Here is a 23,224-nt window from a genome sequence, read left to right as displayed (position 1 = left end):
TCCAGTCACTGCGGGAAAGAAAAACGGCCGGTGTCGCCACCGGCCGTCTCGATCATCCAGCTACGAAATCAACAGATCAGAAGTCGTAGTGCAGGGTGATTTGTGCTGCCCACTGCGATTCGCCCTTGTTCTGGCGGATGCTGTAGTCGTCGTTCTGGGTGCGCACTGCGTAGACGTAACGGCCCTGTGCATCCAGGCCGGCGTAGTCGACGAAGCCGCGAGTCTGGCCGCCCGAGGACGAGAACGGCATCTCGTTGATGTGGCCCCACTTCTTGTTCAGCAGGTTGCCGACGTTGAAGATGTCGAACGAGACACGGCCCTTGTTACGTGCGAACAGGCCCGGGATCTCCTGGCTGATACGCAGGTCGAAGCTGTTGGTCCACGGTGCGAAGTCGCTGTAACGGTTCACGACGCCGCCGGCCGAGTTCTTCAGCGCCTTGTTGGCGTTGACGATGTCCCAGAAGCGCTGCTCGTTGGCGTGGCTGCTTGCGGTATCGCCGTAGAACACGACTTCACCCGAACCGAAGGCCTTCGGGATGTACATCAGGTCGTTGGTCGCGATGCCGTCGCCGTTCATGTCGTTCTTGAAGGTCCAGCTGTACGGCTTGCCGGTACGGCCTTCGTAGAACAGGCCGAAGCGGGTCTTCAGGCCCGAGAAGAATGCCTTCTCGAAGTTGACCGTCGCGTTGACGCGGTTCTTCACCAGGTAGGCCGAGTTCGCTGCCACGTCTTCGTTCGGGTTGAACACCGAGCGTGCACCGAAGTTCGAGCTCGAGGTCGACGAAGTCAGGTTCGACGCTTCGGTCGCATAGGTGTGGGTCGCGGCGATCGACCAGCCCAGGCCACGGGTCATCGGATAGGTCAGCGACAGGGTTTCCAGACGGCTTTCGCCCTTGTCGGTACCGGTTGCCATCAGCACGTTGCCGTAGCCCGCGTTGCTCAGCGCCTTGGTGGTGTTGGTGCAGCCGCTTGCGGTGCTGACCGAGTTGTTACCCACGTTCCAGCACTTGGCCAGCAGGCCGCCGGTGGCGCCGTAGTACAGCTCGCGGCCATCGGTGCCGATTGCGCTCGGCTTGCCCAGGTTCAGGTTCTGGTAGGTGATGCCATCCTTGGTCTTGATGTACAGCGCTTCGGCGCCAGCCACCAGGCCGTACCACGGCAGTTCCATCTCGAAGGCCAGGTTCGACTTCCAGTTCGACGGCTGGCGCAGGCTCGGGTTCAGCAGGTCGACCGAAGCGGTGGCCGGCGCGCCGGTCACGACCTTCTGGGTGTCCGGATTCGGGCTGAAGGTGCCGTCGGTAGCCGGGCAGCGGGTGTTGCCGGTGCCCGAGCAGGTGCTCGAACGGGTGGCGATACCGGCGTTCTGGTACGGGTTGGCGATCCACACGCTGGCCGACGCGCCCTGGAACAGGCCGGCGCCACCGCGCAGCTGCATCATGCGCGGGGTGTTGAAGCGGTAGTTGAAGCCGAAGCGCGGCTGGAACAGCTTGCTGTTGTCCGGCGTGTAGGTGTTGGCGATGCCGAAGCCGCCGGTCTGGCGGGCACCGGCTGCACCGGCGACGACCGGCGCGGCGAAGGCGGCGTTGGCCGGCGGTGCGTGGTCGAAGCCGAGCTGGTCGACGCGGAAGCCGTAGTTCACGGTCAGCTGGCGGTTGACCGACCAGGTGTCCTGCAGGAACAGGCCGACGTTCGACATTTCGAACTGGGCGATTGCGTCGTTCAGGGTGTAACCAGCGGCGGCGGTCTGCAGGCTGTACGACGACGGACGGCCACGCTGGAAGTTCTCCAGGACGGCTTTCTCGATCTGGGCCAGCGATGCCGTGCCGCAGTTGATCGTGCTCGATCCGATCGTGTTGTAGGTGAAGTTGTTGTCGCAGGCGAAGGTGTAGTTACCGTACACGTTCTGCAGGAAGGCGTTGTAGATCTTGTTCTTCTGGTAGTCGCCACCGAACTTGATCTCGTGGTCGCCCAGCGTCCAGTTGGCGCCGCCGTAGTAGTCCTGGGTACGGGTACCCAGCACGTTCTGCTGGCGCGACATCTCGGTACCGGCGTTGATGAAGCGGCTGCCGGTGCGGGTGCCGGCCGGCGCATCCGACGGCAGCGGGCCGCTGAACTGGAAGCCCAGGGTCGGCAGGCGCGCATTGTTCTTCGGCACCGAATCGTAGTCACGCTTCGAAGCCTTGAACTCGGTCGAGAAGGTCGGGGTCCAGTCCGAGAAGACCTGGGCGACGGCGGTCTGCAGCTGCTTCTGCTGGGTGTACAGGTAGGAGCTCAGCGCGATGCCGGTAGCCGAGTAGCCCGGATAGATCGGCTCGGACTGCGAGGTACGCTGGATGCGCAGGTTGGCGCGGTGGATGTCGCTGATGTTCCAGTCGAGTTTCAGCATCTGCTCGCGCGAGCTCAGCTCGCTGCCGCCGGCAACCGGGTTGCCGAGGTCGATACCGTAGGTGCTCTTGGCAACGTCACGGACGCGGTTGATCTCGTCCAGGGTGATGCCGGCGGTGGTGCCCTGGCCCTGGCCGACGTAGCCGAAGTCCGGAGCGGCGCGGCTCGAGCTGGTCTCTTCGCTCAGGGCGTAGAAGAACAGCTTGTCCTGCACCAGCGCGCCGGAGGTCCAGACGCCCTTGGTGGTTTCGGTGAACTTCGGCGGGTCGCTGTATTCGCCGCTGGCGGTGTTGAAGCGCTTGCCCGACAGCTGATCGTCACGGTAGACGTAGTAGATGCCGCCCTTCCAGTTGTTGGTACCGGACTTGGTGACAGCGTTGATGTTACCGCCGGTGTAACCCTTCTGGGTCACGTCGTAGTTGGCGATGTTCACCTGCACCGACTGGATCGCTTCGATCGAGATCGGCTGGCGTGCGGTCGGGCTGCCGTTGGCTTCCAGGCCGAACATGTCGTTGATGGCGACGCCGTCGACGGTCATCGAGTTAAAGCGCGAGTTCTGACCCGCGACGGACATCTCGCCGCGTTCCTTGTCGGTCTGCGACACACGGGGGTCGGCACGTGCGTAGTCCTGCAGGTTGCGGTTGATCGATGCCTGGGTCTGCAGCACGGCGTTGCTGATCGAGGTGCCGGCGCCCATGTTGTTGCGGTTGAAGATGTCGGCACGTGCGCGGTTGCCGGCAACGGTCACGGTCTGCATCGGTGCGCCGATGGTGGCGTCCACGGCGGCGACTTCGGCCAGTTCCAGGTAGATGCCTTCACGTTTCTCGGTCACGCCGTTCTTCGTGATAATGATCGTGTACGGACCGCCGGTACGCAGGCCGCGCGCGAGGTAGCGGCCTTCGGCGTCGGTGGTGACGTTGCTGACCGAACCCGATTCGGTGTGGATGATTTGCACCGAGGCGCCGGCGGCAGGCTTGCCGTCCGGGCCGGAGATGCGACCGCCAACTGCCGAAGTCGTGTTCTGGGCAAGAGCCGGTGCTCCTGCCAGTGCAATCGACAAAGCCAGCGCCAGCTTGGTCAGCTGGATCCGTTTTTGATAGATCATTGGATTAACCCCAAAAAGACTTAATAATTATTAAGGGACACGTCGTTCCCTCTCTCACAGTACTGCAACCCTTAGGACCGACCGCTTAGCGCCGTCGCCTATACATTCGGTACATCCCTTTACCGCCCTTGCCAAAGCTTCAAGAACAAAAGCGGCGCACGCGATTCTAGCGGCCAAATATTTCCCGGCTGTTACAGCCATTGGTTGCCAGCTTCGTCTTTGCTACTGGTTAATAAAAGACCAATATGCATGAAGGCAAAACTGATAGCAAATACGTTTTCTCTTGGGAATTTATAGCTTGCGCGTATAAGTTGATGAAAAAACGGGCAGGAATTCGCGTGTGGAGCGGCTTTCCCCTAGGAAAAGCGCACGGCGGGATTATAAGGGAGGCATTCTGTAGAAAAATTGTTTCGCTTGTTTTTTGGGCAAAGCTGTGAAGAAAGCGTGAGTTTTGTAGCGAGTTGACCACAGAGCCAGCATAAACATATGCATTTTTTGGGTAGTTACGCACGCCCAAAGCCGTCGTTCCCGCTTTCGCGGGAACGACGGCTTTACTGCTAACTAAATAAAAATCAGCGCTTCGCCGCAGCCTTATCCAACCCGGCAATCTCCGCCTCGAACTTCGCAAAGCGCTGGTCCAGCTGTTTGGTCAGCCGCGCCTTGTCGGCGGCATCCAGGAAGGAATAGCGGATGCTGTTGTAGGACGCCTTCTTGAGCTCGGCGTAGCCCGGCTTGTAGCGGCTGGCGAACAGCACGTATTCGTTGGCCAGGTTGTGGCGGGTCACGCCAGCGTCGTCGGTGGAGATGACGTAGGGAACGCCGTACTTGCGGTACAGGGTGACCGGGTGGTTCTCGCCTTGCACGCCGTTGATGAAGGCGTTCGAGGTCAGGTTGATCTCGACCGGGATGTCCTTCTCGCGCATGCGCTGCATGATAGCGACCGCATTGCTCTCGTGGGCCAGGTCGATGCCGTGGCCGATGCGGTCGGCGCCGGCCAGGTTGACGGCCTGGTCGATGTGGAACTGCAGGTCTTCCGGCGGGACGTCGCCCAGGGCCAGCTCGCCGGCGTGCATCGCCACCTTGACCTTCGGGTAGACCGACTTCAGGAAGCGGAACATCTGCATGTGCAGGGTGTAGTCGCGCATCGACACCATCTGGCTCTCCTGCCCGACGATGTTGACGCCGACGATCTTGCTGTCCTTGCTCGCGGCCTTGAAGCCGGCCAGCATCGAGGAGAATACCTGCGACGGGTTCAGCAGGCGCAGCACATAGGTCTGGTAGCGCATGGTGAAGCGCTCGTCGTCGATACCGGCGGCGGCTTCGTCGATTTTGGCCGTGAAGTCGGCGATCGCCTGGTTGAACTTCTGGTCCGCGTCGAGCTGGGTCATCCAGGCGCGCATCTGGGCCTCGAAGGCCTTGTCGTCGTGGGCGTTCTGCCAGGCCTGGGCGTCGAAGTCCTTGTTGGCGACGAAGGGCGACATCTTGAACATGGTCTCGATGTAGCCGACGTTCTCGCGGATCGCGCGCTCCTTGATCTCGACCAGGCCTTCGTGGAAGTTGGCGTTGGAGACCGGGCCGAAGTAGCCGAAGGTCTGGAAGAACTGGCGGTCCGGCGGCGCCTGCAGGGCGCCGTGGTTATGGAAATCCTTGCTCGACCAGCGCTGCAGCAGCTCGCGGTAAGTGAAATCGTCGGCGTAGACGTCGGCGGTGCCCAGGCAGTTGCGCTCTTTCGCCGGCTTGGCGCGCTCGGCCTCGACCAGCGCCTTGTCGGTCTCGATCCTGTAGGTCTGCTTGTTGACGCAATAGCCCTGCTTGTCGAGGAAGTCGACATAGGTCTCGGCGTAAACGGCGCCGGAATAATGGTGGTGCAGGTCGCCGCCCTTGGGCATCTGGGTGAAGAACATGGTCAGCTCGGCCGTCTTCGGCTCGGCGCCCGCGATCAGGGCCGCGTAATGGCGGGCGGTGGCGGCCTCGTTGGCGTTGGCGGCGGTCGGGCGCGCGCCGGCATTGGCGGCCAGGGCCAGGCCCAGTGCGACGGCGAGCGGGAGGCGGCGGCTGAATGTGTTCTGCATAAAGTTCTCGTGGCTGATCCAGGGGCGAAACGTCAAGGGTAAACCTCAGGGCAGCGTCCGCTCGTGGACCAAACGGCCGGCCGCGTAGGTGGCGCGGATGACACGGTCGTCGCCCAGCAGGGCCAGCGCAAACAGGGTTTCCTCGAGCGTATTGCTGTGCGCGGTGCGGCGCTCCAGCAGCGGCGTGGCCTTGGGGTCGAGCACGATGAAATCGGCTTCAAGCCCCGGAACGAAATTCCCGATCGTGCCCTCGAGCTGCATGCTGCGCGCGGCGCCCAGCGTGGCGAGGTAGAACATGCGCAGGGCCGGGAGGTAGCTGCCTTTCAGTCGCGCAACTTTATACGCTTCATTCATGGTTTGCAACATCGAGAAGGAAGTGCCCGCCCCCACGTCGGTACCCAGCGAGACCAGCGCGCCGGCCTTGTCGGCGCGCGCCATGTCGAACAGGCCGCTGCCCAGGAACAGGTTCGAGGTCGGGCAGTGGGCGATCGCCGAGCCGCTTTCCGCCATGCGGGCGACGTCGGCATCGTCCAGCCAGATGCAGTGTCCATACATGGCGCGCTCACGCATCAGGCCATAGTGGTCGTACACGTCCAGGTAGCTGCGGCGCTGCGGGAACAGCTCGCCCACCCATTTGCACTCGTCCTTGTTTTCCGATACGTGGGTCTGGATGAAGATGTCCGGATAGGCGCGCGCCAGTTCGCCGGTGGCGGCCAGCTGGGCCTCGGTCGAGGTCGGGGCAAAGCGGGGCGTGATCGCGTACATGCTTCTCCCCCGCCCGTGCCAGCGCTTGATCAGTCCCTCGCTCTCGCGCAGGTCGGCGGTGTCCTGCAGGAAGTCCGGGCAGTGGCGGTCCATCAGCACCTTGCCGGCGCCCATGCGCAGGTCGCGCGCCGACGCCGCCTCGAAGAAGGCGTCGACCGATTCCCTGTGCACGCTGCAGTAGACCAGCGCCGTCGTGGTGCCGTTCCTCAGCAGCTCGTCGAGGAAGAACTCGGCGGTGGCGCGCGCGTGCACGGGGTCGCCGAACTGGCGCTCGGTCGGGAAGGTATAGGTCTCCAGCCAGGGCAGCAGGCCCGGCGCCGGCGAGGCGATCATGTCGGTCTGCGGGAAATGCAGGTGGGTGTCGATGAAACCGGGCGTGATGATCTTGCCGCGGTAGTCGACCGCCTCGACACCTGCCGGCAGGGTCGATCCCAGCTTCGCGTAGTCGCCGGCCGCCTTGACGCGGCCGTTCTCGACGACCAGCAGGCCGTCCTCGTGCCAGGCATGGGCGGACTCCAGAAAGGCCGGATCCGCGTGAAAGTGCAGCAGGCTCGCTCGGTAGGCCTGCAGGTTCTGGGTGTCGATCGACATTAGATTCTTCCTGTTGAAGCGATAGTGGCGGCGTGGGCTTCCCACACCATCAGCAGTTGGGCGGCGACGGCGACCGCGATCACGGCGGGCTGCTTGCCTTCGATGCCGGGCACGCCGATCGGGCAGACCATGGCATCCAGGCGCGCGGGCTCGATGCCGCGCTCGCGCAGGCGGTGCTCGAACTGCTTGCGTTTGGTATTCGACCCGATCAGCCCGAACCAGTCTTCATCGAAGGACGGGCGTTTCAGGATCGTTTCGGCCAGGCGCTGGTCGAGCGCATGGCTGTGGGTCATGACGAGGAAACTGGTGCCCGGCGCAGCGCTTTCCGCCAGCGCCTCCGGGGTGTCGGTGGCTTCGGCGACGACGTTGGACGGCAGGTTCGCGGGGAACAGGTCCTCGCGCTCGTCGACCCAGGTCACGCGGCAGGGCAGCCCGGCCAGGACGCGCACGATGGCCGCACCCACATGGCCGGCGCCGAACAGCACCAGGCGCGCGCGCGGGGCTTCGACGGCATCCACCAGCCAGCGGCGGCCGTCCGGCTCGCGCATTATATGAGTAGCGGCGGGGTTGCGTGCAAATTCCGGCGCCGCGCCGCCGTGGACCGTTTGTCCGTGCGCGTCGAACAGCGCCAGGCCGGGCGCGCCGTCCAGCGCCACCAGGCGCCAGCTGTCCTGATTGACGCGCGCCGCCAGGGCCGCCAGGTGGCCGGCATCCGCCAGCTCGAAGGCGAGGTGCACCACGCCGCCGCAGCACTGGCCGAGGCTGGGGCCGAGCGGGAAGCGTTCCAGGCGCCGGACCTCCCCCTTTTCCAGCATCGCGCGTGCGGTCTCGACGCCGCGCAGCTCCAGGTGGCCACCGCCGACCGTGCCCCACTGGCGCACGGCATCGACCAGCATCTTCGCGCCGGGTTCGCGCGGCACCGAGCCTTCGACCGCGGCCACGGTCACCAGGACCCTGGGCGCGGCCTCGGGCCCGGCATCACGTGCCGCCACGAACAGCCAGTCTTCCATCTCAGCCTGCCCGGGTGGCCGCTTCGACGGCGGCGACGGCGTTGAGGATGGCTTCGCAGGTCGCCGGCGCGTTCAAGGGCGGATTGACCTTGTGACCGCCGACGCTGGAAATCGCATCGCGGATCGCGAAGAACACCGAGAACGGCAGCAGCAGCGGCGGCTCGCCGACGGCCTTCGAGCGGTGGATCGAGTCTTCGACGTTGCGGTTCTCGAACAGGCGCACGCGGAAGTCCTCCGGGCAGTCCGACACCGCCGGGATCTTGTAGGTCGACGGCGCATGGGTCTTCAAGGTGCCGCGTTGGTCCCACCACAGTTCTTCGGTGGTCAGCCAGCCCATGCCCTGGATGAAGGCGCCCTCGACCTGGCCGATGTCGATGGCCGGATTCAGGGACTTGCCCGCATCGTAGAGCGCGTCGGCGCGCAGCAGCTTCCATTCGCCGGTAAGGGTGTCGACGATCACCTCGGACACCGCGGCGCCGTAGGCGAAATAGGAAAAGGGACGGCCGGTCATGGTCTTCGGATCCCAGGACAGGCCGGGGGTCGCGTAGTAGCCGTCCGACCACAGCTGGGTGCGCGCCAGGTAGGCTTTCGCCACCAGCTCGTCAAAGGGGATCTCGGCGCCGTTCGCGAATACCGTGTCGGCCGCGAAGCGCACGTCTTCCGCTGCGCCGCCGTGCTGCCTGGCCGCGAATGCCGCCAGCCGCTCGCGGATTCTCCGCGCCGCGTCCTGGGCCGCCTTGCCGTTCAGGTCCGCGCCGGTGGAGGCCGCGGTGGCCGAGGTATTCGCGACCTTGCTGGTATTGGTGGCGGTGATGCGCACGCGGGACAGGTCCACGCCCAGCTCGTGCGCCACCACCTGCATGACCTTGGTGTTGACGCCCTGCCCCATCTCGGTGCCGCCGTGGTTGACGAGGATGGAACCGTCCACGTACACGTGCACCAGGGCGCCGGCCTGGTTCAGGTGGGTGACGTTGAAGGCGATGCCGAACTTGACCGGGGTGAGCGCCACGCCCTTCTTCAGCACCGGGCTGGACTCGTTGAAGGCGTCGACGGCGGCGCGGCGCGCACGGTATTCGCTGCTGGCTTCCAGCTCGTCGACCAGTTCGTGGATCACGTTGTCGACGATGACCTGGCCGTAGGGCGTGACGTTGCGCTCCATACCGTCACCACTGCGGCCGTAGAAATTCAGCTTGCGGACGTCGAGGGCGTCGCGGCCGAGGTTCCTCGCGATCTCGTCGAGCACGTACTCGATCGCGATCGCGCCCTGCGGACCGCCGAAGCCGCGGAAGGCGGTATTCGATTGCGTATTCGTCTTGCCGCAGGCGGCGCGGATGTCGACGTCGGCCAGGTAGTAGCTGTTGTCGAAGTGGCAGACGGCGCGCGTGGCCACCGGGCCGGACAAGTCGGCCGAGAAGCCGGCGCGCGAGACCATGTCGACTTTCGCGCCGACGATGCGGCCTTCGCCGTCGTAGCCGACTTCGTATTCATAGTGGAAGCAGTGGCGCTTGCCGGTGACGAGCATGTCGTCGTCGCGGTCGGCGCGCAGCTTGACCGGGCGGCCGCACAGCCTGGCCGACACGGCCGCCGCCGCCGCCCACAGCGCCGACTGCGATTCCTTGCCGCCGAAGCCGCCGCCCATGCGCCTGCATTCGACCACCACGTGGTGCGAGTGCAGGCCCAGCGCATGCGCGACCACGTGCTGCATCTCGCTCGGGTGCTGGGTCGAGCACAACACCAGCATGCCATCGTTTTCCTGCGGGATGGCGTAGGCGATCTGGCCTTCGAGATAGAACTGCTCCTGGCCGCCGACGTGCAGCTCGCCCTTCACCCGGTGCGGCGCGCGCTCGAAAGCCGCCTGCGCATCGCCGCGCGCCAGCCGCATCGGCGGCAGCACATAGCTTTGTGCGGCGCGCGCGGCCTGCGGCGTCAGGATGGCCGGCAGCTCGTCGTAGGCGACCACGCCTTTCTTCGCGGCGCGGCGCGCGTTGTCATGGCTGTCCGCCACCACCACGAACAGCGGCTGGCCCACGTACTGGACCAGGCCGTCGGCCAGGATGGGATCGTCGTGGATGATGGGGCCGCAATCGTTGGTGCCGGGAATGTCCTGCGCGGTATAGACCGCGACCACGCCGCGGCTGGCACGGACTGGCGCCAGGTCCATCGAGACGATCTTCGCATGCGGCCTGGCGGAGAGACCCAGGGCCGCGTGCAGGGTGCCGCGCACCTCGTCGATGTCGTCGGTGTAGTCGGCCTGGCCGAGCACGTGCAGGCGGGCCGATTCGTGGGCCCGCGAAACGCCGACCGCGCTCCACGCCGCCGTGTTCAGATCCGGTGCGCTCATGTCGTTCATGGTCAGTGTCTCCTTACGCGAATACGTTCACGGCTTCGGCCGGCAGCGGGTTCTCGGTCCGCGTTTCGAGCCAGAAGCGGCGCAGCAGGTTCTGCGCGCCCTGCATGCGGTAGCTGTTCGAGGCGCGCATGTCGGTCAGCGGCGCATAGTCCTTGGCCAGCGCCGCCATCGCATCGGCCAGCGCGGCCTCGTCCCAGGCGCGGCCCAGCAGCAGGGCCTCGGCTGCCGCCGCACGCTTGGGCGTCGCGGCCATGCCGCCGAAGGCGATGCGCGCCTGCCTGACGACGCCATCATCCAGTTCGAGGGCAAAGGCGGCGCACACGGCCGAGATATCCTGGTCGAAGCGCTTGGCCAGTTTATAGGTGCGGAAAGCGACGCGCTCGCGCGGCAGCGGAATCCGCAGCGCCTGCACGAATTCGCCCGGCTGCAGGTCCTTCTGCTGGTAGCCGAGATAGAAGTCTTCCAGCGCCAGCTCGCGCTCGCCGTCCGGGCCGCGCAGCACCAGGCGGCTGCCGAGGGCGATCAGCCAGGGCATCGAGTCGCCGATCGGCGAACCGTTGGCGACGTTGCCGCCCAGGGTGCCGGCATTGCGGATCGGCAGGGAAGCGAAGCGCTGCCACAGCTCGGCAAGCGCGGGATAGCGCGCGCAGATCGCCGCATAGGCATCGTTCAGGGACACCCCGGCGCCGATCTCGAGCAGGCCGTCGTGCTCGCGCACGGATTTCAGTTCCTCGACGTGGCCGAGATAGATGATGTCGGTGAGCTCGCGCATCTGCTTGGTGACCCAGAGACCGACGTCGGTCGAACCGGCCAGCAGCACGGCTTGCGGATGGGCGGCGCGCGCGGCCACCAGTTCGTCGACGCTGCGCGGGGCGTGGAAGGTCTGGCCCTGTGCGCTGTAGACGGCGCCGGCTTCGCGTTGCAGGCCGCGCAGGGTGGCGGCCAGCGCCTCGCGGTCGAAGTCCACGCGCGGCAGTTCCGTCATGCGGCGGGCGGCGTCGATGATGGGACGGTAGCCGGTGCAGCGGCACAGGTTGCCGGACAGGGTGTCGTCGATCTCGCGGCGCGAGGGGCAGCCCTGCCCTTCGCTCTTCAGATACATCCCCCACAGCGACATCGCGAAGCCAGGCGTGCAGAAGCCGCACTGCGAGCCGTGACACTCGACCAGGGCCTGCTGCACCGGGTGCAGGTCGCCGCCGGCCTGCTGCAGGTCTTCGACGGTGAACAGGGCCTTGCCGTCCAGGGTCGGCGTGAACTGGATGCAGGAATTCACGGCCTTCATCTCGAGCCGGCCGTTCTCCAGCGAACCGATCACCACGGTGCAGGCACCGCAGTCGCCCTCCGCGCAGCCTTCCTTGGTGCCGGTGCAATGCAGGTCTTCCCGCAGATGCTGAAGGACGGTCTGCGTGGTGGGGGCGCCGCTCACTTCGTGGACGGCCCCGCGGTAGAAGAATCGGATCGGTGTGGACATTGTTGCCTCGGATTTAACCCAGCGTGCGAGATTAACATCGGCGGGGGCGCATGATATATCCGGCGGATGATTTTGAATATCATCAATATCGAATAGTTCAACCAAACCTCTTACCCCAGTATATTCCCGGTGCGGGCGCGGCGGCTGAACAAGACGAGGCGAAACGCCGGAACTTGCTATGCTTGAACCGTCTCGAGGAGGAAGCATGGCGCTACACATCGTTCATTTCATTGGTCCCATCAACGCCAACTCGGCCTGCACGGTGCGCAACCTGTGCCTGCAAGCCCTGCAGAGCGGCGCCAGCGAAATCGAACTCCACATGTCCACCGAGGGCGGCAACATGACGGCCGGCTTCGCCCTCTATTTCTTTCTCAAGTCCCTGCCGCTGCCCCTCACCACCTGGAATGTCGGCAGCGTCGAATCGGTGGGGGTCGCGATCTTCCTGGCCGGCCAGAAGCGCTACGCCTGCCCCGGCACCCGCTTCCTGATCCACCCGCTGCACTGGGGCTTCGGCAACCTGGTGGCGGCCGATCATGCCCGCATCTCGGAATGGCGCGACTGCCTGGATTTCGACGCCGAGCGCTATGCCTCGATCTTCGAAGAAGCGACGCGCGGCGCCCGCACGCCCCAGGACATCCGCGGCTTTTTGACGGGCAGTTCGCGTATCTACACGGCCGAACAGGCCGTCGAGGCGGGAATCGTCCACGATGCGCGCCAAGTCCGATTGCCGGAAGCGGGTACGACTTCGCATTGGTGGAACTGAACTTGCAGCCCCCACCCCCGTACCTTAGAATCGACCTCTCCCCGATTCTTCACGGTAAACCTTGGAATCCGTACCCCTTTGGGCGCTCGTCCTCGCCCTCGTTCTCCTGATTCTCTGCTCGGCCTTTTTCGCGATGGCGGAAACGGCCCTGATGGCAGCCAATAAATACCGCTTGCGCCACCTGGCCAAGCGCGGCCACCGCGGCGCCGTCACCACCCTGTGGCTGCTGGAGCGTACCGACAAGCTGCTGTCGCTGGTGCTGATCGCAAATACCCTGATCAATGCGATGGCCACCGCCCTGGTGACGGCGATCGCGATCCTGTTCTTCGGCCACGAGGAAAGCGTCATCACGATCGCCACCGCCAGCGTGGCCTTCCTGCTGATCGTGTTCGCCGAGATCGCACCAAAAGTGATCGGTGCCACCTATCCGGAACGCATCTCGCTGGGCACCAGCCTGGTGCTGCGGCCGCTGATGAAGCTGGCCAAGCCGGCGATCTGGTTCGTCAACCTGTTCGTCTCCGCCATCTTGCGTCCGCTGGGCATCCGCGGCGGCGCCGACGCCCACCAGCAGCGCCTGTCGCCGGAGGAATTGCGCACCGTCGTGCTGGAAGGCGGCAACTTCATGCCGCAAAAGCACAAGAGCATCCTGCTCAACCTGTTCGACCTGGAAAAGATCTCGGTCGAGGACATCATGACCCCGCGCAGCCAGATCGAAGCCCTGAACCTGGCATCACCGGTCGAGGACATCATGGCCGAGCTGACCACCTCCTACCACCGCAAGCTGCTGGTCTATGAAGGCGAGATCAACAAGGTGGTCGGCATCCTGGCGGTCCGCAAGGCGGTCCGGCTGCTCAACGAAGCGGACGAGCTGACGGTCGACCACATCCGGGGACTGCTGAGCGAGCCCTACTTCATCCCCCAGGACACGGACGTTTTTACCCAGCTTCAGTATTTCCAGGAAAACAAGGAAAGGCTGGGCATCATCGTCGACGAATACGGCGAAGTGCAGGGCCTGGTCACGCTCGAGGACATCATCGAGGAAATGATCGGCGACTTCACCACCTCGACCCCGAGCAATGCGCGCGCCGACGCCATGGCCTGGAACACGAAAGGCGAATGCCTGCTCGAAGGCAGCACGCCTCTGCGCGACATCAACAAGAAGCTGGGCCTGGAACTGCCGCTGGACGGGCCGAAGACGGTCAACGGCCTGCTGCTGGAACTGCTGCAGGAAATTCCCGAGTTTCCGATTGCGCTGAAGGTGGGCCAGTGCGTGATCGAAGTGGTGCAGGTGCAGAATCAGTCAATCAAGATCGTGAAACTGTTGCGGCCGGCTGCCGTCAAACGGTGGCTGGCGGCCTGAAAAGCCGCCACGTCGCCCCCGCGAAGGCGGGGGCCCAGGTTTGTATGCGTTTCCTTAGCTCAAGCAAACTTGGATTCCCGCCTCCGCGGGAAGTCGTTTCCGACAATGTCGGGAACGACGATGTGCTTTTGCCCACCCAGGAGCCGCAATGACCCCAGCCAACAGCTTATCACCTCAGCAATACCATTCCGTCTACGTGGTATGCACGCCTCTTTCCCAACGCCAATCTCTTTACAAATTTGATGCCTGCGGGCATGATCCCAAGCAGCCGCCGGGCATAACCGTCCAGCCCGGCCCCTTGTCGACACTCCGTCCCTGATCCTATGGCAGCAGTCCTCCCCAACACGACCGCAGGCACCGCATTGCCCGGGTTGGCGCGCGCCCTGGTCCAGGCGGGGCGATTGACGCTAGCGCAGGCGGACGGCCTCCAAAAGAAGGCCGCCGCCGACAAGACTGGTTTCATCGACACCTTGCTCGGCGCCGGAATCATCGATGCGCGGGGCCTGGCGGTATTCTGCGCCGAGACCTTCGGCTATCCCCTGCTCGACCTGTCCACCTTCAATGTGGACTCCCTCCCCACCAACGCCATCGATGCCCGCCTGATGCAGGGCCAGCGCGTGGTGGCGCTGTCCAAGCGTGGCAACAAGCTGTCGGTGGCGCTGTCCGATCCGACCAATTCCCAGGCCCTGGACCAGATCAAGTTCCAGAGCGAAGCCTCGGTCGAGCCGGTGATCGTCGCCCACGACACCCTGCTGGCCCTGCTGGCCGGCCTGTCGAAGAACGCCGAACAGAGCATCAGCGAGCTGGTCGGCGACGATGCCGAGATCGAATTCGCCGAGGACGAGCCGCACGCCGCGGCGGTCGAAGCCGCCGCCACCGAAGTCGAGGACGCGCCCATCGTGCGCTTCCTGAACAAGGTGCTGATGGACGCGATCACGCTGGGCGCTTCGGACATCCACTTCGAGCCCTACGAAAAGCAGTACCGGATCCGCCTACGCGTGGACGGCGTGCTGCGCGACCACCTGGCGCCGCCGCTGTCGATCCGCGACAAGCTGGTCTCGCGCATCAAGGTGCTGGCCAAGCTCGACATCTCCGAAAAGCGCGTGCCGCAGGACGGCCGCATGCGCCTGGTGCTGTCGCCGACCAAGTCGATCGACTTCCGTGTCAGCACCCTGCCGACCCTGTTCGGCGAAAAGACGGTCATGCGTATCCTCGACGCCACCCAGGCGCAGATGGGCATCGACTCGCTGGGCTACGACCCGGACCAGAAGGCGCTGCTGATCGACGCCATCACCCGCCCCTACGGCATGGTGCTGGTGACGGGGCCGACCGGCTCCGGCAAGACGGTGTCCTTATATAGCTGCCTGAACCTGCTGAACAAGCCGGGCATCAATATCTCGACGGCCGAAGACCCGGCCGAGATCAACCTGCCCGGCGTGAACCAGGTCAACGTCAACGAAAAGGCCGGACTCACCTTTCCGGTCGCCCTGAAAGCCTTCCTGCGCCAGGATCCGGACATCATCATGGTCGGCGAGATCCGCGACCTCGAAACCGCCGACATCGCCATCAAGGCCGCCCAGACCGGCCACATGGTGTTCTCGACCCTGCACACGAACGACGCGCCGTCCACGCTGACGCGCCTCATGAACATGGGCGTGGCGCCCTTCAACATCGCTTCTTCGGTGATCATGATCACGGCCCAGCGCCTGGCGCGCCGCCTGTGCACCTGCAAGCAGCCCCTCGACATCGAGCGCGACGTGCTGAAGGCGGCGGGCTTCCGCGACAGCGACCTGGACGGCGAATGGAAGCCCTACGGCCCGGTCGGCTGCGAACGCTGCCTGGGTTCCGGCTACAAGGGCCGGGTCGGCATCTACCAGATCATGCCGATCAGCCCAAGCATCGAGGCCCTGATCCTGGCCAACGGCAACTCGATGGAGATTGCCGCCCAGGCCGAAAGCGAAGGCGTGAACTCGCTGCGCCGCTCCGGCCTGATGAAGGTGAAACAGGGGCTGACCAGCCTCGAAGAAGTGCTCGGCTGCACCAACGAGTAGTAAACCAATACGGGAAAACACATGGCAACTTCGGCCCAAGTCCGCAGCGCTGGCGGCGCCCAGATCAAGGAGCACGTCTACGCCTGGGAAGGCAAGGACAAGACCGGCAAGACCGTGCGCGGCGAGATGCGCGCCGGCGGCGAAACCATCGTCAACGTGACCCTGCGCCGCCAGGGCATCATGGTCACCAAGGTCAAGAAGAAAGCCTACCGCAGCGGCAAGAAGATCGTCGACAAGGACCTGACCCTGTTCACGCGCCAGCTCGCCACCATGATGAAGGCCGGCGTGCCGCTGCTGCAATCCTTCGACATCGTCGGCAAGGGCCACTCGAATCCGTCGATGTCCAAGCTGATCATGGACCTGCGCGCCGACATCGAGACCGGCACCAGCCTGAACAACGCCTTCCGCAAATACCCGCTCTATTTCGACCCGCTGTTCTGCAACCTGGTGGGCGCCGGCGAACAGGCCGGCATCCTCGAAGACTTATTGACGCGCCTGGCGATCTACAAGGAAAAGACCCTGGCCCTGAAGGGCAAGATCAAGTCGGCCCTGATGTACCCGATCTCGATCCTGGCGATCGCCTTCATCGTCACCGCCGTGATCATGATCTGGGTGGTGCCTGCCTTCAAGGAAGTATTCACCACCTTCGGCGCCGACCTCCCGACCCCGACCCTGGTGGTGATGGCGATGTCCGACTTCGTGGTGAAGTGGTGGTACATCATCTTCGGTTCGCTGTTCGGCGCCATCTACTTCTTCTTCCAGTCCTGGCGCCGCTCGCTGAAGATGCAGCAGGCCATGGACCGCCTGATGCTGCGCCTGCCGGTCTTCGGCGACGTGATCCGCAAGGCGACCATCGCCCGCTGGACCCGCACCCTGGCCACCATGTTCGCGGCCGGCGTGCCGCTGGTCGAAGCCCTCGACTCCGTCGGCGGCGCCTCCGGCAACGCGGTCTACCTGGACGCGACGAGAAAGATCCAGACCGAAGTCAGCACCGGCACCAGCCTGACGGCGGCCATGCAGAACGCCAACGTGTTCCCGAACATGGTCACCCAGATGGTCGCCATCGGCGAAGAATCCGGCGCCCTCGACGGCATGCTGGGCAAGGTTGCGGATTTCTATGAAGAGGAAGTCGACGAGGCGGTGAGCGCGCTGTCTTCGCTGATGGAGCCGATGATCATGGTGATCCTGGGCGTGCTGATCGGCGGCCTGGTGGTGGCGATGTATCTGCCTATCTTCAAGCTGGGGTCGGTGGTTTAAAACTTTGACATTATAGGTTCTCAGAATACTTCGCAGTGAATTCGCAGTGATCTCATGGTGTTCGCAGTAGTTTGCTCGGGTTTGGCAAACTACTGCACAAGCGAGATGCCAAGACCTATCGAAAGTGTCCGTCGCGGTGGGGGAATGCCAGGATACGGCCAGGAGCATGACAGGCGTAAAACCACGGCAGCTGGGTTCGGCCATCATCTCGTGAAACCAATCGACGTTACCAAAATCGACGTTACCAAAATCGACGTTACCAAACTAGTAGATTTGCTCGACCAACATCGACCATGAAGGGGTGCCAAGGCGAGAGCGAGCCTCGGTGTATATAAGAAATTGCACTCAGTTTTTTTGCTCGTTATCCCGTACGAAATGCTGATGCATTTCCGTCGTCAGCTTTTCGATGCGTTCCGCCATGGCTTTGGTGATTTCCGTCAGCTCTGTATTCTGACGGAGCAGCTCAAGCATCTGCTCGGATTGCTTGGTTGACGCAGTGGCGATTGCTTCGCGGTGCTTGGCATCCGCGTCGGAATGGGCCTTGTCCCGCGCTGCCTGGCGAGTTTGGGCAAGCAAGATAAGCGGCGCCGCATAAGCCGCCTGGAGGCTGAACGCCAAATTCAAAAGAATGAAAGGGTAAAGGTCAAAATGCGTGAAGCCCAGCACGTTTGCTGCGATCCAGACGGCGACGATTAAGGTTTGCCCACCGAGAAAAACCGGCGTTCCGAAGAAACGGGCGAAGGCTTCCGCTCGCAGTCCAAACAAGTCACTGCCAAACGTCTTGAACAAATGTTCGTGCTGACGATGGAAGCGCAAGTGATCGACATCAGGCTCACCTTCCGAAGATAAAGTGTGGACTTGAGACGAGTTCATGACATCCCCTTAAGAAGGCCCGACACGCTCACTATAACTCACATCAAGTTCAAGTCTTGGTGACCTTGCCCTGCTTTTCCCGGACACAGCCTGATGCTTAGTTAGCGTCAGTTTCCAGGGCCTGACGTCGTCGCTTTTTCCTAAACATGCGCGGCGATTTGTACCCTAGGGCCGAATGCGGATGCACCTCGTTGAAGTGCCTGTCATGAAAAAAGCCGGTATGCCGAGATTTAACGGCCTGGCAACCAGGTCGACAGTTTCTTTGATTGAGACCATGAGTTTCTGGCGTCCTAAAACCTGGAGCTTGGACTCGGGCGGCACTTCAGGCATCCGCCTGAATCAAGGCCCTTACAGCGTCGACGCGCGAACCTCGTGTTTGAACCTCGCCGACAGCACGCGCTGGACTTTGTCGATGTCGACCGGCTTGGTAAGGTGGAGGTCGAAACCCGCCTCGAGGCTGCGCGCCTGATCGGCCTCGCTGCCCCAGCCGGTGAGCGCCACCAGCACCCGAGCCTGCGCGCCCGGCAAGGCCCGTAACAGGAATGCAGTCTCGTAGCCATTCATGCCCGGCATCCCGATGTCGAGGAACACCACCGCAGGGTCATGCCGCTTCACCATTTCTACCGCTGTCTGCCCGTCGTGCGCGAGGAATACCTCGTGGCCGCTCATGTCCAGCACCATGGCCATGGTCTCGGCCGCGTCGCGGTTATCGTCGACGACCAGCACCCTGTGCCGCTCGATGGCGCCCTGACTCGAAGGCGGTGCGGCCTCGGCCGGCTCCGGCATGTCGGCACGCGGCAGCCAGATGCGGAACAGGCTTCCTGCGCCCGGGCCGGCGCTCTGGGCGGCGACGCGGCCACCGTGCATCTCGACCAAGCCCTTGACGACGCTCAGGCCGATGCCCAGCCCGCCCTGTGCATGGTCCAGGTGCTGCTGCACCTGCGCGAACCGGTCGAACACGTGCTCGATCATATCGGGCGGGATGCCGATGCCCGTGTCGGCCACTTCGATGAGCAGCATGCCGGGCTGAGGGGACTCGCCACCGCGCAGCGCCACGCGGCCTCCACGTGGCGTGTACTTCGCCGCGTTGTTAAGCAGGTTGCCCACCACCTGCACTAGCCGGGTCGGGTCACCCGTGACCCATAGCCCCCGATCCACACCTTGCCAAATGACCTCATGGCCCTGCGCATCGAGCAGAGCCTGCACGCCCTCCAGCGCTTGTTCGAGCACGGATTGCAGCGAAAGCGGTTCCTGCCTCAGCAGGATTTTGCCCTGCCGGATGCGGGCAATGTCGAGCAGGTCGTCGACCAAGTGCACCATGTGATCGAGCTGGCGTTGCATGATGCCCAGCACCTGATCCGCCTGGCTCGGCAGCTCGCCTTTGATGTTCTGCAGCAATTGCAGCCCGGTGCGCAAAGGTGCGAGCGGATTGCGCAACTCGTGCGCGAGCGTGGCAAGAAAGTCGTCCTTCTGGCGATCGGCAAGCTTAAGCGCCTCGCGCGTGCGTACATAGTCGGTAATGTCGACACAAGCGCCGGTCATTGTCTTCGCGCGGCCCGTCGGGTCCAGGAAGGTCCGGCCACGATCATACAGCCAGTGCACCGAACCATCCGGGTACACCACCCGGAACTCCATCTCGAAATCGTCACCGTCATCGCGGCAGCGTTCGCAGCGGCGGATAACCTCGGCGCGGTCGTCCTGATGAACCAGCGCGATGAATTGGTCGAGGCTACGCACCGCCTCCCCGGGGCGCAGTCCGAACAGGCGGTCAAGCGCGCCATCCCAGGTGAGCCGGTTGTCCTGGATGTCCCAGTGGAAGGTGCCGGTGCGGCTGGCTTCCAGGGCCATCTCCATCGCCAGTTCGGTGGTCTTGCGGCTGGTGATGTCCATAGCCGTGCCGTTAGCGCGCACACAGCGGCCGGCGTCGTCGAATAGTCCGCGTCCCTTGGCCGCAATCCAGCGAACCCGGCCGTCGTCGCGTCCCACCGTGCGGTACTCGACGTTGTAAAGCTCGCGCCGCTGCGGATCGCACGCCGCCGCGAATGCGCGGGCCACTGTCGCCCGATCGTCCGGATGCAGGCCCGCGAAGAAGTCGTCCAGCGAAAGCGCTTCATCGGTCGTGATGCCGAACATGGTTCGCAGCCCTGGTTGCCAGATCAGGCTGCCCTCGGGCACGTTCACGTCCCAGAACGCGATCTCGGAAGCGTCCGTGGCCAGGCGCAGGCGTTCTTCGCTCTCGGCCAGGGCCTGCTGCGCCGCGCTCGCGGCACGTGCGTTGTCCGCGAGCATCACTGTCGAGGTGGTTTCGATCGCTGCGCAGAAGATGCCCGCGACCTGCCCGTCGTCATCCAGCAAGGGCGTGTAGGTGAAGCTGAAATAGTGTGGTCCGGGCGTCTTGCGGCTGGCCAAGCGGAACAGCTTGTTCTCGAATGACAGCGACTCGCCGCGCATGACGGCCTCGTTCAACGGCCCTAGTTCGTCCCAGATCTCGCCCCAGACATCGGCCATCGAATGGCCGAGCGCATCGGGATGTTTGTCGCCAAGGATCGGGATGTAGTCGTCGTTATAGAGCGAGATGCAGCGTGGCCCCCAGCCGATGTACATAGGCTGCTGCGCGCGCAGGATCAGGCTCACGGCCGTCTTCAGGGACAGAGGCCAAGATCCCGGTGCGCCAAGCGGCGTCGTCGACCAGTCGTGGCAACGGATCAGTGCGCCCATAGCGCCACCACCGCGCAAGTGCGGCTGGTCTGGGTGGTCGATCATTGGTATGGCTCAATATATCAGCGGCGCAGAAGCGATTCGCACAGCTTGCTTGGGTTAAGTCTACATTTTTAGAGGCGAAGGATAAGACTCTACCCGGTCGCTCGCTGCCTGCGGGACAGTGTCTTCCCGAATAGTTGCTCAGTTCCAGTGGCTAGCCAACTAAAGAATTGTAAGTTAGGCAGCCCATGCATCTCAAGACTGCACCGGCTACAGGGATATTGTACTTATTGACAAAAAAGTGTGGAAGAAATCACGCCGGCCGCTCCCATGGAAACTCGGCTGGCAAACCTGCTTGCCTTGCCCAGCCGTTGCACGCAAGACCATACTTTTTCAGTCTACTGACAAAGTGCGATGATGTCTATCGGGTAATATGCTTGAACCACTTAAGAGGTGTGAAGCTGCTGCCAATGTACCCATTTTGGAAAGCTTGCTCATCTATCCGGTACGGCTCATCAAGTGGGAATAGAGCACCGTCACCAAGGGTGCTCCAAGTGCCAGCACAAACACCCCGAGCACCTTATCCCCCCGCTCCAGCCCGAACGCGGCAACCAGCATCCCCAGCCCGCTCGCCACGAAAATCCAGCGCCCGGCCTTGCGCGATTTGTCGAGCGCCCCAATCGCGATATAGAGCATGCCCAGCGCAAGGGCAATATAGTTGCTGGTATCGACCTCACGTCCCAGCGCATGAATCGCAATGACCGCCTGGATCGCAAGCTGGACGAAAAGCAGGCGCGAAAACACGGTACGCCGGACCCGCGCCGGCGGAACGGAATCTCCCGACGATGAAAAGCCCTGCGGCGACACGGACATCAAGAACCACACCACACAGGCGACGATCGGAATAATCAAGAGGCCGGCCCACTCCCCGACCCAGGCATCCGGCCTGCCATCCGAACCCCAATGAATCACGACCTGCCCGCCGGCAGGCAATTCGTGAATCGCCCAGAGTGCAATGCCGAACATGGCGGCAATGAGAATCGCATTCAGGGCAGCGGCGAAAAGCTTGTTCAATTTTTCCCTTGCAATCAGTTAGCGCCTCCAGAATACCAGTTCCTACCCCGCACGCATTAGAAGCTGAGACTGGATTTCAAACCGATCACGAAGGCATTGCTGTTGCGCGTCGTGCCGCCCGGATGCACGATGTACTGAAGATTGGGACGCAAAACCACCGAGGGCAGCGGCAACCAGGAGTAATACAGCTCGCCCACGTATTCGTAGCCACCGCCCGCGACGGTGTCCCGGCCGGTGCGGGCATTGTTCTGGCGCGTGAAATCGGCGAAGCGCCCATTGTTGTGGGTGGCACCCACGGCGAAGCCGATCGAGTCCTGGGCGCGGCTTTCGAACGGGCCCTTGTACTGCACGCCCAGCGTGAGCTGGTGGTCCAACTGGGCCGTGTCGTGGTCGGCCTGCGTGAAATTCAGGAACAGCGTCGCGCCGCTACCCTTGGCCGTTCCGGTCACCTTCTGCTGCAGGCTCAGGTAGGCACCGTACTGGCCGTTGCGCTCGAGGGGTTCCAGTCCCGTCAGGCCGCGCGGGTTGTGGTTGCGGTCGAAGAACAGGTCCTTGCCGTCCGAAGTGTTGTACCAGGCGCCCAGCTTGTAGGAACCGGGCAGGCCCTGCCAGTTCGGCTGCCAGCCGAGCTCCAGCGGGATCAGGGCGCCGGTGGTGCCGCTCGGGTTGTTCGGCTTCCAGCCGTTGTGGCGCGCGTACTCGTCGTCCACGTACTTCGGATTGACCTGGTAGACGCCCAGCTGCACGTAGCTGTCCGCGGACGGGTGGTATTTGATGCGCGTGGCCCATTGGCTGGTCGGCCAGTTGACCCAGTAGTTGCCGACCAGGTTGCCCGGCTGGGCGCTGCAGAAAGTCAGGTTCTGGAAGTCGCAGGAAAAGCTGAAGAAATCCTCGCTGAGGGTCATGCGCCCGAACTTGAGTTCCAGGCGGTCGTCGAGCAGCTTCTGGTTCAGCCACAACTGCGTCAGATGCCAGGTCTGGCCGCGTCCATAGACTTCCTGGATCAGCAAGTTGTTGCCGATGTGTGCGTCCGCGCCGAGATTGCGGCCATTACGGTCGGTCATGGTGAACTGGAAGCTGCCGCCGCGCCAGCCCCAGCGCTTGTCGAGGTCGACGGTGGTGCCGAATTCCCACTGGTCGGTGTCGCGCGTCAGGTGTTCGGTGCCGCCGCTGAAGTTGTGGGCCAGCTGGTTGCCGTAGCCGAGATTGAACACCACGCCGCGGTCGGCCAGCTGCTTGCGCAGGCCGCCCCAGTCGCCGGTCAGGGTGGGGCTGGTCGTGAGGTCGCCGGCATGGGCCATGGCCTGGCCCAGCAAGGCCGCCGCGGCAAGGACGCCGGGCCGGACCAGGGAGCGCCGGGAACGGAAAAGCCTGTCGAGCGTCGCCATGTGATTCCC

14 protein-coding genes are annotated in these 23,224 nt (G+C 63.7%); 4 read left to right on the top strand and 10 right to left on the bottom strand.

Annotated elements, in window-relative coordinates; genetic code table 11:
- Positions 1-76: 76 nt before the first annotated feature.
- The 6 genes from AB4Z32_RS13055 to xdhA form a co-directional block, all read right to left on the bottom strand.
- A complete protein-coding gene (locus tag AB4Z32_RS13055) occupies positions 77-3,490 on the bottom strand; it encodes a carboxypeptidase regulatory-like domain-containing protein (RefSeq protein ID WP_442122272.1) in 3,414 nt (1,137 codons plus the stop codon).
- A 572-nt stretch (positions 3,491-4,062) separates the two neighbouring features.
- Entirely contained in the window at positions 4,063-5,562 is a 1,500-nt protein-coding gene (locus AB4Z32_RS13050; protein WP_442122271.1) for an adenosine deaminase family protein, read from the bottom strand.
- A 45-nt stretch (positions 5,563-5,607) separates the two neighbouring features.
- Positions 5,608-6,918 (bottom strand): guanine deaminase, encoded by a 1,311-nt coding sequence (guaD, locus tag AB4Z32_RS13045; RefSeq protein ID WP_442122270.1) that lies wholly within the window; start codon positions 6,916-6,918, stop codon positions 5,608-5,610.
- Positions 6,918-7,928: a xanthine dehydrogenase accessory protein XdhC gene (xdhC, locus tag AB4Z32_RS13040; protein WP_442122269.1), complete on the bottom strand. Its 1,011-nt coding sequence runs from the start codon at positions 7,926-7,928 to the stop codon at positions 6,918-6,920. The genes guaD and xdhC overlap by 1 nt, the downstream gene beginning before the upstream one ends.
- Position 7,929: 1 nt before the next feature.
- Positions 7,930-10,278, bottom strand: coding sequence for a xanthine dehydrogenase molybdopterin binding subunit (gene xdhB / locus AB4Z32_RS13035; protein ID WP_442122268.1), 2,349 nt, complete (start codon positions 10,276-10,278; stop codon positions 7,930-7,932).
- A gap of 13 nt (positions 10,279-10,291) precedes the next feature.
- Positions 10,292-11,749, bottom strand: a complete 1,458-nt coding sequence (gene xdhA / locus AB4Z32_RS13030; protein WP_442122267.1) for a xanthine dehydrogenase small subunit — start codon at positions 11,747-11,749, stop codon at positions 10,292-10,294.
- A 205-nt stretch (positions 11,750-11,954) separates the two neighbouring features.
- On the opposite strand from xdhA, the gene AB4Z32_RS13025 reads away from it, so the two are divergent.
- From AB4Z32_RS13025 to AB4Z32_RS13010, 4 genes are all read left to right on the top strand, one after another.
- Positions 11,955-12,512, top strand: coding sequence for a ClpP family protease (locus AB4Z32_RS13025; protein ID WP_442122266.1), 558 nt, complete (start codon positions 11,955-11,957; stop codon positions 12,510-12,512).
- Between the two features lie 61 nt (positions 12,513-12,573).
- Positions 12,574-13,872 (top strand): HlyC/CorC family transporter, encoded by a 1,299-nt coding sequence (locus tag AB4Z32_RS13020; protein ID WP_442122265.1) that lies wholly within the window; start codon positions 12,574-12,576, stop codon positions 13,870-13,872.
- 323 nt (positions 13,873-14,195) lie between these two features.
- On the top strand, positions 14,196-15,923 hold the full coding sequence (gene pilB, locus AB4Z32_RS13015; RefSeq protein ID WP_442122264.1) for a type IV-A pilus assembly ATPase PilB: 1,728 nt from the start codon (positions 14,196-14,198) through the stop codon (positions 15,921-15,923).
- Positions 15,924-15,944: 21 nt separating this feature from the next.
- Entirely contained in the window at positions 15,945-17,180 is a 1,236-nt protein-coding gene (locus AB4Z32_RS13010) for a type II secretion system F family protein (RefSeq protein WP_442122263.1), read from the top strand.
- A 345-nt stretch (positions 17,181-17,525) separates the two neighbouring features.
- Here AB4Z32_RS13010 and AB4Z32_RS13005 read toward each other — a convergent pair whose 3' ends face one another.
- From AB4Z32_RS13005 to AB4Z32_RS12990, 4 genes are all read right to left on the bottom strand, one after another.
- On the bottom strand, positions 17,526-18,053 hold the full coding sequence (locus AB4Z32_RS13005) for a DUF1003 domain-containing protein (protein ID WP_442122262.1): 528 nt from the start codon (positions 18,051-18,053) through the stop codon (positions 17,526-17,528).
- Between the two features lie 348 nt (positions 18,054-18,401).
- Complete coding sequence (locus tag AB4Z32_RS13000; protein ID WP_442122261.1) at positions 18,402-20,771, bottom strand: PAS domain-containing protein; 2,370 nt, start codon at positions 20,769-20,771, stop codon at positions 18,402-18,404.
- 480 nt (positions 20,772-21,251) lie between these two features.
- Positions 21,252-21,827, bottom strand: a complete 576-nt coding sequence (locus AB4Z32_RS12995; RefSeq protein ID WP_442122260.1) for a DUF1648 domain-containing protein — start codon at positions 21,825-21,827, stop codon at positions 21,252-21,254.
- Positions 21,828-21,883: 56 nt separating this feature from the next.
- Positions 21,884-23,215, bottom strand: a complete 1,332-nt coding sequence (locus AB4Z32_RS12990) for a carbohydrate porin (protein WP_442122259.1) — start codon at positions 23,213-23,215, stop codon at positions 21,884-21,886.
- Positions 23,216-23,224 lie beyond the last annotated feature (9 nt).

It is taken from the genome of Massilia sp. 2TAF26 (genome assembly GCF_052115005.1).
Classification (GTDB): domain Bacteria; phylum Pseudomonadota; class Gammaproteobacteria; order Burkholderiales; family Burkholderiaceae_D; genus Telluria.
This window is presented reverse-complemented; position numbering and strand designations above follow the sequence as displayed.